At 58.3% G+C, this 13468-nt stretch carries 11 protein-coding genes; 6 read left to right on the forward strand and 5 right to left on the reverse strand.

Annotated elements, in window-relative coordinates; genetic code table 11:
- The 6 genes from CFR79_RS08070 to CFR79_RS08095 all read left to right on the forward strand — a co-directional run.
- Nucleotides 1-1198, forward strand: a 1198-nt coding sequence (locus CFR79_RS08070; protein WP_258373467.1) for an efflux RND transporter permease subunit, incomplete at its 5' end; no start/stop codon positions are given.
- A 26-nt stretch (nucleotides 1199-1224) separates the two neighbouring features.
- Nucleotides 1225-2766, forward strand: coding sequence for an efflux transporter outer membrane subunit (locus CFR79_RS08075; protein WP_102323672.1), 1542 nt, complete (start codon nucleotides 1225-1227; stop codon nucleotides 2764-2766).
- A gap of 115 nt (nucleotides 2767-2881) precedes the next feature.
- A complete protein-coding gene (locus CFR79_RS08080; protein ID WP_181417399.1) occupies nucleotides 2882-4369 on the forward strand; it encodes a prolyl oligopeptidase family serine peptidase in 1488 nt (495 codons plus the stop codon).
- A gap of 90 nt (nucleotides 4370-4459) precedes the next feature.
- Complete coding sequence (locus CFR79_RS08085; RefSeq protein WP_110547541.1) at nucleotides 4460-5626, forward strand: pyridoxal phosphate-dependent aminotransferase; 1167 nt, start codon at nucleotides 4460-4462, stop codon at nucleotides 5624-5626.
- Between the two features lie 22 nt (nucleotides 5627-5648).
- The gene (locus tag CFR79_RS08090; protein WP_110547542.1) at nucleotides 5649-7004 is read left to right on the forward strand and encodes an amidase; all 1356 of its coding nucleotides are present in this window, start codon (nucleotides 5649-5651) and stop codon (nucleotides 7002-7004) included.
- A 21-nt stretch (nucleotides 7005-7025) separates the two neighbouring features.
- Nucleotides 7026-7412 (forward strand): ectoine synthase, encoded by a 387-nt coding sequence (locus CFR79_RS08095; RefSeq protein ID WP_102323675.1) that lies wholly within the window; start codon nucleotides 7026-7028, stop codon nucleotides 7410-7412.
- Nucleotides 7413-7532: 120 nt separating this feature from the next.
- On the opposite strand, the gene CFR79_RS08100 is transcribed toward CFR79_RS08095, so the two are convergent.
- The 5 genes from CFR79_RS08100 to CFR79_RS08120 all read right to left on the reverse strand — a co-directional run bounded on the left by CFR79_RS08100 (nucleotide 7533) and on the right by CFR79_RS08120 (nucleotide 13340).
- Nucleotides 7533-9023: a carbohydrate porin gene (locus CFR79_RS08100; RefSeq protein ID WP_258373468.1), complete on the reverse strand. Its 1491-nt coding sequence runs from the start codon at nucleotides 9021-9023 to the stop codon at nucleotides 7533-7535.
- 171 nt (nucleotides 9024-9194) lie between these two features.
- Nucleotides 9195-10127, reverse strand: a complete 933-nt coding sequence (locus tag CFR79_RS08105; RefSeq protein WP_110547543.1) for a 2-hydroxyacid dehydrogenase — start codon at nucleotides 10125-10127, stop codon at nucleotides 9195-9197.
- Between the two features lie 14 nt (nucleotides 10128-10141).
- Nucleotides 10142-10903 (reverse strand): 2-keto-4-pentenoate hydratase, encoded by a 762-nt coding sequence (locus CFR79_RS08110; protein ID WP_110547594.1) that lies wholly within the window; start codon nucleotides 10901-10903, stop codon nucleotides 10142-10144.
- Nucleotides 10904-10935: 32 nt separating this feature from the next.
- Nucleotides 10936-12336, reverse strand: coding sequence for an MFS transporter (locus tag CFR79_RS08115; RefSeq protein WP_110547544.1), 1401 nt, complete (start codon nucleotides 12334-12336; stop codon nucleotides 10936-10938).
- Nucleotides 12333-13340: a Gfo/Idh/MocA family protein gene (locus CFR79_RS08120; protein WP_110547545.1), complete on the reverse strand. Its 1008-nt coding sequence runs from the start codon at nucleotides 13338-13340 to the stop codon at nucleotides 12333-12335. Before CFR79_RS08120 ends, CFR79_RS08115 begins: the two co-directional genes overlap by 4 nt.
- Nucleotides 13341-13468 lie beyond the last annotated feature (128 nt).

A 13468-nucleotide genomic window follows, 5' to 3' on the forward strand; every position in this document is an offset into this window, starting at 1 on the left:
CTCTCGCATACAACTGCAAAAGAATGGCACGGCTTCAGGCAGCATAAGCCGGGTCAGCCTCGGCGTTATCAGCCGCAAAATGCCCAACCCGACAGGCTGTTATGACGCCTTTGGCCAGCGTGCGGCTTCGGTCATCTACAACCCGCTGAACCAGTACCGGGTGGTGATGAACGTACTGCCGAAATACTGGGACAATGCGGACATCCTGCAACAGGTATGGGTCAGCACATCGGGCGGGACCGCCAGCGGCAGCACGCAGAGCAATACGATCAAGGTGACATCGTCTTCCACTACGTCCACGACCACATCCGCGCTCAGCAGCCAGTCCTTTGCCAACCAGATCCAGAACAGCCTTGCGGGCGGCAGTGGGGCTTCCAGCGGGTCGGCCGTCTCCTCCACGGCGGAAACGATGGTCCCGCTTTCGGTCGTGTCCAGCATGCAGTCCGCCACCATGCCGCTGAGTGTGAACCATCAGGGGCAGTCGCTGGCGGCGACACTGTCGTTCAACCTGGCGTCCGGCGCGTCCATGTCCGACGCCACGCGGATCATTAATGAGGAGATCGCCCGGTTGCAGGTGCCAGCGACCGTGCACGGGCATTTTGCAGGCACCGCCGCCCAGTTCCAGAGTTCCGCCAGTAACGAACCGCTGCTGATTGTGGCGGCACTGGGTGCTGTCTATCTGGTGCTTGGCATCCTGTATGAAAGCTATGTTCACCCTCTGACCATTCTTTCCACCCTGCCCTCCGCTGGTGTGGGGGCATTGCTGGCGCTGTACCTGCTGGGGCAGGAGTTCGACCTGATCGCGCTGATCGGGCTGATCCTGCTGATCGGGATCGTGAAGAAGAACGCCATCATGCTGGTTGACTTCGCCATTACCGAGGAGCGCAACCACAACCGCACGGCACATGACGCCATCCATACCGCCTGCCTGCTGCGCTTCCGCCCGATCATGATGACGACCATTGCCGCCGCCATGGGGGCGCTCCCGCTTGTGGTGGGTAACGGTTATGGGGCCGAGCTACGCCGCCCGCTGGGTATCGCGATCATGGGGGGGCTGCTGTTCAGCCAGATCCTGACGCTTTACACGACGCCGGTCGTGTACCTGTATCTCGACCGTCTGGGCCAGTGGGGGCGCCGCCGCCTTCCCGCCTTTTTCCATGCCATTGCGCGCGCCGTGCGCCCTGCCCGTTCCTCGTGAGCGTGATGACGTATCAGGACAGTTCCATGCCGTATTCTTCCTTTCTTTCCGCCCGTTTCCGCACGGCCATGCGCGGCACGACAGTACTGCTGGCGGCGGTCACGCTGTCGGGCTGCCTTATGGTTGGTCCGCGCTACAAACACCCGGCGCCCATCATTTCTGCCCGGTTCAAGGAACTGCAGCCCGCCCCGGGCTGGACGGTCAGCCAGCCGGATATGGCCGCAATACCAAAGGGCAAATGGTGGCTGGTCTATAATGACCCGACGCTGAACGCGCTGGAGGATCAGGTCGCACTGTCCAATCAGAACCTGAAGGAATACGAAGCCCAGTACCGCAAGGCGCGGGCGCTGGTGAATGCGGCGAAGGCCAGCCTTTACCCGACGCTTTCCGGTGATCTCAGCTTTGCCCGCAACAGTCAGGGCAGTTCTGCCACATCAACCAGCGGCACCACCTACAGCACCGGCTCCACGCGCAACACCTATGCCGCTGAACTGAGTGCCGACTGGGATCTGGACCTGTGGGGCAAGATCCGCCGCCAGATACAGGAACAGGTGACCGCAGCACAGGCCAGTGCCGCCGATATTGCCAATGCCCGCCTGTCCTACCAGTCGCAACTGGCGCAGGACTATTTTGAAATGCGCTATGAGGAATCCCTCAAGTCGCTACTGGACCGCTCGGCAGCGCTTTATGCCCATAATCTCCAGATCATCCGTAACCAGCATGAAGGCGGCACGCTGAATGCAGGCGATGAATTGCAGGCTGAAACCGAACTGGAGCAGACCCGCGCCAGCGCCACCGCAACGGATGTGGCGCGCTCGGAATATGAACATGCGATCGCTGTGCTGGTTGGCCGCGCGCCCGCCGACCTGACCATTGCGCGCGCCGCCATGCCTTTGGCCATTCCGGCCGTGCCGGTCACCCTGCCTGCAACGCTGCTGCAACGCCGCCCCGATATTGCCGCGGCCGAACGGGCCATGGAGGAATATAATGCGGAAATCGGGGCCGCCATTGCCGCCTTCTATCCCGATGTCACCCTGTCCGCTGCCTATGGCTATAGCGGCAATCCCGTCCAGTCGCTGATTCAGGTTGCCAACCGGATCTGGTCACTGGGGGCAGCGGGCAGCGAAACCCTGTTTGAAGGCGGTGCACGGACGGCAGCGGTGCAGGAAGCCAATGCCGATTACGACAACGCGGTCGCCACCTATCGCCAGACGGTGCTGACCGCCCTGCAGGATACGGAGGACCAGCTTTCCAGCCTGCGTATTCTTGAACAGCAGGCCAGCCAGCAGGATGCCGCCGTGCGTGCGGCGGTGAAAGCCGTGGACGTGTCGATGAATGAATACCGTTTTGGCACCGCCATCTACACCACTGTCATCACCACCCAGCAGACCGCGCTGGGGGATCAGGAAACGGCATTGCAGATTCAGGAAAGCCGCCTGCTGGCCAGCGTGAAGCTGATTGCCGATCTGGGTGGTGGCTGGGATGTATCGCAACTGCCCGGCAAGAATTCCCTTCAGAGCGATAATCCCCTGGTGCCCTCCTTTCTGGAAAGGCATGGGAAAGACTGATGAAAAAGGGGTGCTTTCAGGGATTTTCCACAATTCTAATCAACAATATCAGTATGTTGCGGCATGATGTCCCCTGCCATAGCCTGATTTGGACCCTCAACCGGAGAAGAAACCCATGACCGATGTATCAAGACGCAACTTCGTGACGGTTGGCGCGGCTCTGGCCGGGGCGGTCTCCACAATGGGGCTTGGCGTTCAGGGCGCACGGGCGGCGGAGGGCGGGCATGGCTTCATGGCCGCATCTTCCGCAGGACCGGACGCACCCGACGGTCCCGGTCCCCATGGAAAGAAAACCCCCGGAATTCAGGGCATCAGCGCATTGTGTGAGGTCACGGGCGGGGGCGAGAAGGTCTATGGCATCGCAGTGGAATACGATGTTGCAATCGACCCGGCCAGCCTGTCGCCTGATACATATGCCACGGCAGTCTTTCCTGCGGCCAAAGGGTTCTTCGCGGGGATGCCACAGGAACCTGACAAGAATGATACGACGGCAGCCGCGAAACCGCGCCCGGTTGCGGCCATCTATACCAGTAACACGCCTGCACTCCGGCCTGACCGGAAGAGTATTTCCGGCAGATATGTCATTGCCGAGTTTACGCATGACCCGGACCTGAGCCTGCCCACAACCGATAGTGACAGGGTCACGCTGATACAGGACAGGAACGTCCGCACCACGGGCGGTGCCGTGTATGCGGCCAGTAAGACCGTATGGAGCAACGCGGGGCCGCACGGGAACAGTGTTGTCATACGTGGGGTCGATGCGTGGGAACAGAATCACTGGTGGTGGGACGATACGCGGTCCGCGTGGCTTGAATACAGCATTTATCTGCCGAAATCTTTCCTTGCAAAGGGTGGGGAGAACCGTTCCTATCCCCTCCTCCTTGCCGTCACCCATTCAGGGACAAGTCCGGATGGAACCTGTGCCCAGACGCTGACCGAACAGTGCATCGCCAGCATATGGAGCCTGCCCGAGGAGCAGGAGCGGCATGAATGCGTGATCATCACCCCGCGCTACGAGCGCACGACGATGAACGATTACTGGGAACATACATCCGATGTCGAAAATACTTACCGGCTTGTCGAATCCCTGCTCGGTAATACATGGAATTATGGCAACCCCAATCTGGATGACCGGCGTGACAAGGTTCTGAAGATCGACCCGAAAAGGGTTTACTGCACCGGCTGGTCCATGGGGGCCATGACATCGCTGTGGCTGATGGCAAAACACCCTGAAACCTTTGCCGCCGGGCTGATCATCGCGGGACAGCAGCGCCCGAGTGATCTGATACCGCTTGCAAAACAGAAGGTGCTGATCATCACCGGGTCGGAAGACAACAAGGCCACGCCATGGAACGAGAAATGCGTGCCGGTATGGGAACAGGCTGGCGCTACAGTGGTGCGACCGGCGGAATACCTTGATCCTGCGCGTATTTTTCCTGTCGATGCCCAGAAGAAACTGACCGATCAGGTCAATGGCTACCTTGCAAGGGATGGCAACATCACCTTCCTGACCTTTGACGGTGTCGACCATATGGGGTCCGCGCGGAAATTCTTCTACATCAAGGCGGCAAGGGACTGGCTGTTCAGGCAGGTGAAATCGTGAAAGCCGGTTGGGCGGGTGGCTTTTCATCCCGCCCGATACGGTGTTGTATGGCAGGGACGATAAAGCCGCTTTCCCTAGCCTGAGGTCGTGATGACTGTGCCCCCGATTGATCCGTTTCATGCCCTGTCCATCAGTAAGCTGGCACATGAACTGGCGGCGCAAGGGCGCAGTATCATCCATATGGAGTTCGGCCAGCCTTCCACCGGCGCGCCGAAGGCGGCGCTTGAGCGCGCGCAGCATGTGCTGGCCACCGATCCCATGGGCTATTGGGAAAGTCAGGCGCTAAGGGACAGGATCGCCCGGCACTATCACGAAACCTACGATGTTTCGGTCCAGCCTGCGCAGGTTATCCTTACATGCGGCGCGTCACCGGCACTGGTGCTTGCCCTGCTGGCCAGTTTTGTGCCCGGTGCCCGCGTGGCCATGGCGCGTCCGGGTTATGTCGCCTACCGCAATGTGGTCAGGACATTACACATGGAGCCTGTTGAAATTCCATGTGGGGAGAAAGAGCGCTTTCAGTTGACCGCCAGCGCCATCAGGGCGCTGGAGCCTGCCCCCGACGGGCTGATCCTGGCCAGCCCCGCCAATCCGACCGGCACCATCCTGTCAGCCGACGAAATGCAGGCCATTGTCGCAGTGTGCAGGGAACGCGGGATCTGCATCATATCGGATGAGATCTATCACGGCCTCAGCTTTGGCGAGCGCGCGCATAGTATCCTGGAATATGATCCCCATGCGCTGGTGGTAAACAGCTTTTCCAAATACTTCAGCATGGCGCCGTGGCGGTTGGGATGGCTTGTCGTGCCACCGGAAAAAGCGGAGATCGCTCACGCGCGGATGGGAAACCTGTTCCTGCCGCCTGCGGCCCTCAGCCAGCATGCGGCCCTTGTCGCATTCGATGGCAGGGATGAAGTGGACGGCCATATTGAAACCTATCGCCGTAACCGTGACCTGCTGCTACAGGCTTTGCCACAGATGGGTTTGAATCATATCGCCCCACCGGATGGCGCATTCTATATCTATGCCGATATCCGGCACCTGACGGATGACAGCATGGCGTTCTGCAGGCGCCTGTTGATGGATACAGGTGTCACCACGGCACCCGGTATCGATTTTGATCCCGTCGACGGGAAGTTCTTCATACGCTTCAGTTTTGCGGTGAATACAGCTTTGATTGAAGAAGCAATACGGCGCATGGTCCCATGGTTTCAGGAACAGGCGGCAAGAACGCACAAATGTAACGCATTACAATACTGACCATTCACGCCGGGGTGGAAAAATGAATACCGACGTCTCGCCGTTGCATATACAGCAGGACCATGCGGAATCGCATATATCCGCAAACGCGCCTGCACGGCTTGATCGGGCGCTGGCTGACTATGCCGCCCGTGACTGGACGGATCAGGCCATTTTCCTCAATGAACGGTTTGAAGCGGCGCGCGCGGAACTTGGGCACTGGCAGGCGTTGTCCCGGACCAGTCGGGAACTTCCCCCGCTCGCTGGCCTGACCATGACGGTCAAGGCCTGTTTCGATACCGCAGGCTGGGTCAGTAGCTGCGGATCTCGGGTCTTGCAGCACGCGAAACCGGCCATGCGGAGTGCGGCACTTGTCCATAAGCTGCGTATGGCTGGCGCGACCCTGCTGGCGCAGACCAATATGACCGAGTTCGCTTATGGTGCGCTGGGGGTCAATACCCGTTTCGGCACGCCCCGCACGCCGCTTGACCCAACCGGGACACGGATTGCCGGGGGTTCAAGTTCAGGAGCCGCAGTCGCGGTTGCGCGCGGATACGGCGATGTGGCCGTCTGTTCCGATACCAGTGGTTCAGCCCGTATTCCCGCCGCGTTTTGTGGTGTGGTCGGGTTCAAGCCCAGCCGCGCGCGTTACGACACGCAGGGCATGCACTGGCTTTCCACCAGTTTTGACGTGCCGGGTCTTATCTGTCCCACTGTGGGGCTGTGTCGGCAGGTGGATCGTGCCATTACCGGTTGTGGGGCGGATGTCCCTTCCCCTCCCCTTGCTATCCGTCTGGCGGTTCCCGGCACATTATCCGATATGGGGCTGGATGAAGATGTGCATGCTCTGTTCAGGACCTGCCGGGATGTCCTCACGGCGGCGGGTGTAACCATTCACGAAATCCCTCTGGACAGCCTTATGGACAGTGCCCGTATTGCAGCGGAGGGCGGAATCATCGGGGCGGAAGCATACGCATTGCACCGCCATCGTCTGGCGACGGATTTTGACGGATACGATCCCGTAGTCGGTAAACGCCTGCTGGCCGGGCGGGAAAATCCTGCCTATCGCTATGTGGATGCCCTGCAGGCCCTGTCTGCCTGCCGCGACAGGTTCGACCGGGAGATAACCGGATATGACGGCTTCCTGTTGCCCACCGTTCCGATCCTGCCACCGGCTGTGGCGGAACTGCGGGATGAGGCAACCTATCTGCGGCTTAACCGGCGCGCATTTTCATTAACCGAATTCGCCAACCGTCTGGATCTGCCCGGCATTTCCCTGCCGGTTGGCAAACTTCCCGTCGGCCTGATGCTGACGGGAATACGGGGTGGCGATGATGCCCTCCTCGCCATGGCCAGTGTACTGGAACCACTGGTCAGTAACCTTCAGCAGCCCGTGTGAAATCATCATAAGGGAAAGATCATGATTGTTGTTACATCCAACGAAATCGCGGGTACGGCACGGGATGCTTCGGGACCGGGATGGGAAAGCCGCCGCATGATCGTGCGCGATGATGGCATGGGTCATTCCGTGCACGAAACGCGCGTCAAGAAGGGCGCGGAACTGCATCTGCATTACAAGAACCATTTTGAGACCAATTATTGCATTTCCGGTGAAGGTGAGGTCGAAGATACGCAGACCGGTGAAGTTTTTCCAATCCGTCCCGGCACCATTTACGCCCTGAACAGGAACGATCCGCATATCCTGCGCGCGACAGGAAGCGATCTTCTGCTGGTCTGTGTTTTTACGCCCCCGCTTGCGGGCAATGAAGTCCATCGCGAGGATGGCAGTTACGCACCCGTCGAATAATACGGCAATCGCGGCCTTTCCTTACCGTCACCGACAGGCATCGCTGCGTAACATGGGGTTATCCTTAACCTGTATCGCGTCGATACGGTGCCTGTCCTTCATGAGCAGGACATCTATCCGTCAGAAGATCTGGATCTGTGACTTGAAACCTATGAATTCCACGTTTTTCAGGTTTCTCTGTGCATTGGGATGGAAATAGATCTGAAAATCGGGGGCCACTACTACACCACGCATGACGTGGATCTGATAATTCGTTTCAAAGATGGTTTCATGGCCCTGAATGCCTGTTGCGTGGTTCGGCGCTGTTTTTGCCGGGACCATGCTCAGGTCCAGTGCATCCGTATATGAGACGCCGGGCGCAATCTTGACGTAGGTCATGGCCACGCCAAAGGAATCATAGGGCCTGCTTTTAATAAAACCACGGTCAACCATAGCCGCGTAAGTCTCATAATTACGCAGTGATGTACGCGGATCATTATAGATCACCCCGCTCATTATGGTCAGGCCGTCTTCGGCATTGGAATAGGAATGCCGCAGAAGTTTCTGGTCTATTTCAAACCACGTACTCCATGTCTGCTGATGATTGGCCGCCGTTTTGCCCGTTAGTGCAAAAGGCTGACCATTCACATCATAATAATTGTCAGGGTTGGGGGCTGAAATCAGTTGTCCACCGATCTTGTAATGCCCCGGCAGCTTATGCTGGCGGCCAAGCATGGGTTCCCAGCCGAATTCGATCGGCGCAAGCTGACCTACGATATTTGATGAATTGAAGTGGAAACCGGTCCTGTGCTGGCTGTTTGCATAAATACCGCGTTCGGCAAAATAGACGCCTGCCTGTATGTAGGTGTAGCGGGACGGGCGACCACGGACACGAAAACCCCACTCTCCGGCAGGATAGGAAGTGATATACTGATTATCGATGGCAGCCTTGGGCCGGCCGCAGAAACTGTTGTTCTGGAAATTGCAGAAAAGCGAACTGGCACTGAATTCGCTCATTTCCGTCAGTCGTCCGCCAGCAATACTTACGCGACCACCAAGTAATGTTTCTTCACCATAAGCAGTGACAAGATGGACGACGACATTGCCTCCCCCGCCATATATTTCCGATGAATGGGCCATCCAGTCCCCCATCATGCGGTTGGCAGTCGTGCCGTACCGGCTGGTAAAGAGGGTATGGGTGGCGAAACCCTTCAGGCCAATAATTTTTTCCCAGTTTATATGAAGGGCCGTATTGACCTGTCCTGCGTTACTTGACCCCTGCCTGTAACCGGGATGACCGGGGGTCGGTCGGGAAATGGCAGCCGTGTATTCATTGGTATTGTCCATCGTCAGCGCAATGCCGCGTGTACGGAGCCATGTGGTCATGCCAAATGGGTCCGCGAACACGGCTTCGGGCCGGGAAAACGGGGGTACGACAGGCGCGTTGGACGGATGGGCCATAAGCGGTGTGGCCACCCGCAGGCGGGCGTCGCTGTTCGAGTTGTCCTGAAAGGTCTGGCCCATTGCATGACCGCACAGCATCATCACCGCGACGACAGGTATATGGGCTGTTATTCTTAAAAGCGGTTTCTGGCGATAGAATGCTGCAATTATCGTAAATAACGTACGCATTCATGCTGATCCGATTTAATTCTCATTATATTTATTATTTTAAGAATTTCTTCCGTTACAGAAGAATGGTTGAGACCATAAATGGTACGCGGTCGGCGGCATCACCATCATTCCTGCCGCCATGCCGGATACGCCCGACCGGGGGCGTATCCGGACAGGCTGTATGTCCGCTCAGATAACGGCGGTAAGTAACGATTCATCCGCAAAATGCGCGGCAAGATTTTTTACAACCAGATTTCCCATGGCCAGCCGGGTTTCGACCGTAGCACTCGCACGATGCGGCTGCAGCACGACGCGCGACGAATGGCGCAGTGCTTCGGGTACCTCCGGCTCATGCTCAAAGACATCCAGTCCCGCGCCACCCAGCGTGCCCGCATCAAGGGCCTGCGCAAGGGCCTGTTCATCCACCACCGAACCACGGGCGACATTGATCAGGAAACCGTCCGGTCCCAGCGCGTCCAGCACCTCCCTGTTGACCAGATGCCGTGACCCGGCTCCGCCGGATGCCGCGATAACCAGAATTTCGCTGCTGCGCGCCAGCGTTTTCAGGTCGGACATAAAAGCATAATCCTTCAGTTCCAGATCCCGCAGGTCGGTATAGGACACAGGCATTGCAAAAGACCGGGCACGGTGCGCAATCGCGCGCCCCACCTGCCCCATGCCAACAATACCCAGCTTTTTTCCTGTTACCTTACGGCCTAGTGGCGGGGCGGCTTTATGGCCCCATTCCCCATCGCGCACGTATCGATCACCGGCAGGCAGGCCGCGCAGCAGCGATACGATCAGTCCGATCGCCATATCCGCGACATCATCGGTCAGGACACCGGGTGTTGTTGTGACATGGATATTGCGCTGTCTTGCTTCCTTCAGGTTCACGGCATCGGTGCCAATCCCGTTTATGGCAATGATTTCAAGGGCTGGCAGGCTGTCCATGACGGCTTGCGGCACGCCGGTCGCTCCGCCGGTAGCAATGCCGCGAATGCGGCCCGCGATGTCTTTCAACTGTGCGAGCGAAGTAAAGCGATGGACCGTATAGGCGGCATCAAGCTGCTTTTCGATTTCCGGCATCATGGGTTCGATCAGCAGGATTTCAGGTTTCGTCATCTCAGATTTCCTGTTCAGGCAAGATGGGCGCGTACGCTGCCAATGGCGGGAAAGCAGGCTGTAATGTCAGCGTCATGCTCGACAAAAATGGTTCCCGTTGTGGAGCCGGTCGTGACGATATCACCAGCGGCGATGCCGATTTTTCGCCGGGATGCGTGATTGGCCAGCCAGACCAGCAGGCGCAGTGGATCACCAGCGGAATTGCCGCCCGTATGTTCAGCTACGATGCGGTTGTTGATGGTCAGCACAACCGGTTCCTGCACGGGCGTAAACCGGCGCCAGTCCGCTACTCCTGGCCCCACAATCAGGGCGCCATGGCTCTGCTGGTCAGCGGTATGGAGCAGTTTATGCTGCGACCCCGGCTGTGCGAAACGCGTATCCAGAATTTCGATCGCCGGATGGATCGTGCCAATGGCGTCAAGCACCTCGTCACGGGTCCATTCCCGTGTGCGCGGCGGCAGGCCATGGGCAAAGCGGTATGCGATTTCCGCTTCCACACCAAGATGACGGCAGAGTTCGGCAGGCACCGTCGCGCCATCGGTAAAAATGGTTGATGTATGGATGGGTGCGCAGAACGGTTCCGAAGCCGGGGTTTCTGATCCGACCTTCCAGCCCGCTATCGGTCCCAGATGGCGTGCGACTTCATCCTGTATGGTGTAGGCGTCTTCAATCGAAAGCGGGATCTGGCTGTCGGGCACATGTGCGGGCGGCGCGGTTTTTCCATTCCGCACCGACAGCAGCATGTGTGCGACATCAGACGAGATTACGGTCTGCATATTCAGCATTTCCTGTAATGAAATAAAAATGACTAGATAATGTCGTGTTGTTCAACGAGATCGCGGTTACGACATTCCGGAATGAAGAAAGTCGTCCCGATGGTGATAAGCGCAAGAAAAATGACATAGGCCGCAATGGGCAGCCATGACATCTGACCGGGATGCGCTGCGGACGGGGAAAAGGTTGCAACCCACCTTATGATGCATGAACCGACCAGCGGGGTCAGGCCACCGGCAATAACGGCCGAAACTTCGCGTGAAAGCGACACGGCCATGTAGCGATGCCGCGCGCCAAACATTTCTGGCAACATGGCGGCCTGCGTGCCGAACATGCCCCATGTGGTCACCCCCAGCGCGATGGACAGCGCGATAACTGCGGCAAAGGGGCGGCCCGTACTGAAGGCATACCATACCGGCAACGCCGTTACGGCCTGCAGGATGGCACAGGTCCGGTACACCTTTATGCGTCCGAACCGGTCACTCAGCCTGCCTGCGATGGGTACGGTAAATCCACCAATAACGGCAGCCGTTATCAGCGATGTGGTACCCCACAGTCCGGGCAGGCCCATCGTATTGACAAGATAGCTGATCGCCAGCACCTGATAGATGGACGATCCGCCGTTTTCAGCCATTCTTACGCCAATCCCCGCAAGGATCGTGCGCCAGGAGCCGTGGATGAGGGTAGTAAGGGACTCACGCTCTTCCACCACCTTGCGCTGGATCGTCTCGAAAGTGGGAGATTCCTTGAGCTTGAGCCGCATATAGAGTGCAACCACAAGAATGACGGCACTGACCAGAAATGGCAGGCGCCATATCCATGAATGCGTGATATCCGTCACCCCGAACAGGAGCGCACAATAGACCAGCGCCGCAATGATGGTGCCAATCTGGATACCGAGGAATGGCAGCGAGGCATAGAACCCGCGCTGGCCCAGAGGGGCGTATTCCGTCATCATGACGGCGGCCCCGGCCTGTTCAGCTCCGGCCCCAAGGCCCTGCAGCATCCGTGCCGTAACCAGCAGGACAGGCGCCCATATCCCTATCGTCTGATAGGTGGGGATCAGCCCGATGCCCGTACTGGCAAGCCCCATAAGGGTTACGGTCATCAGCAGGACCTTCTTGCGGCCGATATGATCGCCCAGCCTGCCGAAAATGATGCCCCCAACGGGACGCACGGCAAAGCCCACGAAATAGGTGGCAAAACTGGCGATGAGGCTGGTAACGGGTGTTGCCGACGGAAAGAACAGCGGCCCGAAAATCAGCGCGGAAGCAAGGCTGTAGAGGGCAAAATCATAATATTCCAGCGCACTGCCCAGCGAGCAGGTCCACGCCGCGCGCCGCAGTTCACTTACGGTCAGGGTGACCCGGGCCGTGCCCGCCCCGGCCATTATCCGGCCATCGGCACCGATGGCCCCGAAAGCTGCGTGTCTCATGGGATTTCCACTTCGATCTGACGGCCGGTACGGGCCGATTCACGAATGGCCAGCGCTATGGCCAGGGCAGCAAGACCGTCTTCGCCAGTAGCGGCGGGTTGTCCCGTGCCGCGCACCGCATTGCTGAAGGCGGCGAGCGCGTAGTGGTAAAGATTATGGTGCTCAACCGGTATTTCTTTCTCGCCATCGGCGTTGCGCATGAACAGTCGGCCCGCGGCCCGCTGGCTCATGCAGTCCCGCCCGACAAGTACGCCATCGCTGCCGTAGAATTCCACGCCCCCTTCGGAAAACGGGACGGTATAGGCCCCGTGGATCTGGACCAGCACATCGCCGGGGAAGCGCATGATGACCATGATGCCGTCCTCCACCCCGTCATGGGCAAGGCGTCCGCTCTGGGTCATCGCCATGACATGCGTGGGATTGCTTCCGATCAGGAAACGCAGCGTATCAATGTCATGGATGGTGCTGTCGAGTATCAGCCCGCCCCCATCGGGGTCGTTAACCCGCCAGCCATGCAGGGCCTGAGGCAGGAAATTGGCATGAAACACCCGTACGGCATTAAGCCTGCCGATGGTTCCTTCCGCCAGAATCCGCCGCAGTTTCTGGTGCATGGCGTTGCAGCGCAGGTGATGGTTTACTCCCAGTACCACGCGCGCGTCCCGGCAGGCGGCGATCATCCTGCGGGCATCCGCGACCGTCAGCGCAACCGGTTTTTCGCACAGCACATTCTTACCGGCACGGGCTGCCGCCAGTGTCTGCTCGCAGTGGAACTGGTTGGCCGTACTGATGTAGACAGCATCCACCCTGTCATCCGTCAGAATGGCGTTTATATCCGTGGTATGGGCCGGAGTACCGTTTTCAGCCGCAAACTTCGCACCGCGTTCATCGCTTGAACTCAGTACGTTGAGGATGCTGCTGTTAGCCTGTACCTGAATGGCATCGATAATCCACTGTCTGGCTACATTACTTGCACCAATCAGGGCCCAGCCAATATGTTTGCTCATTGAATAGTCAGGGACAATTGATGACCCTCCCCACATGGGCACGCTTTCCCCATCGGGGGCGTGTCTTTGGTGTCAGTTGCACAAAGCAACTGAACGTTGAATTTTTATTTATTATTTATTTGTTCATG

The organism is Komagataeibacter saccharivorans, from assembly GCF_003207825.1.
In the GTDB taxonomy this organism is placed as follows: Bacteria; Pseudomonadota; Alphaproteobacteria; order Acetobacterales; family Acetobacteraceae; genus Komagataeibacter; species Komagataeibacter saccharivorans.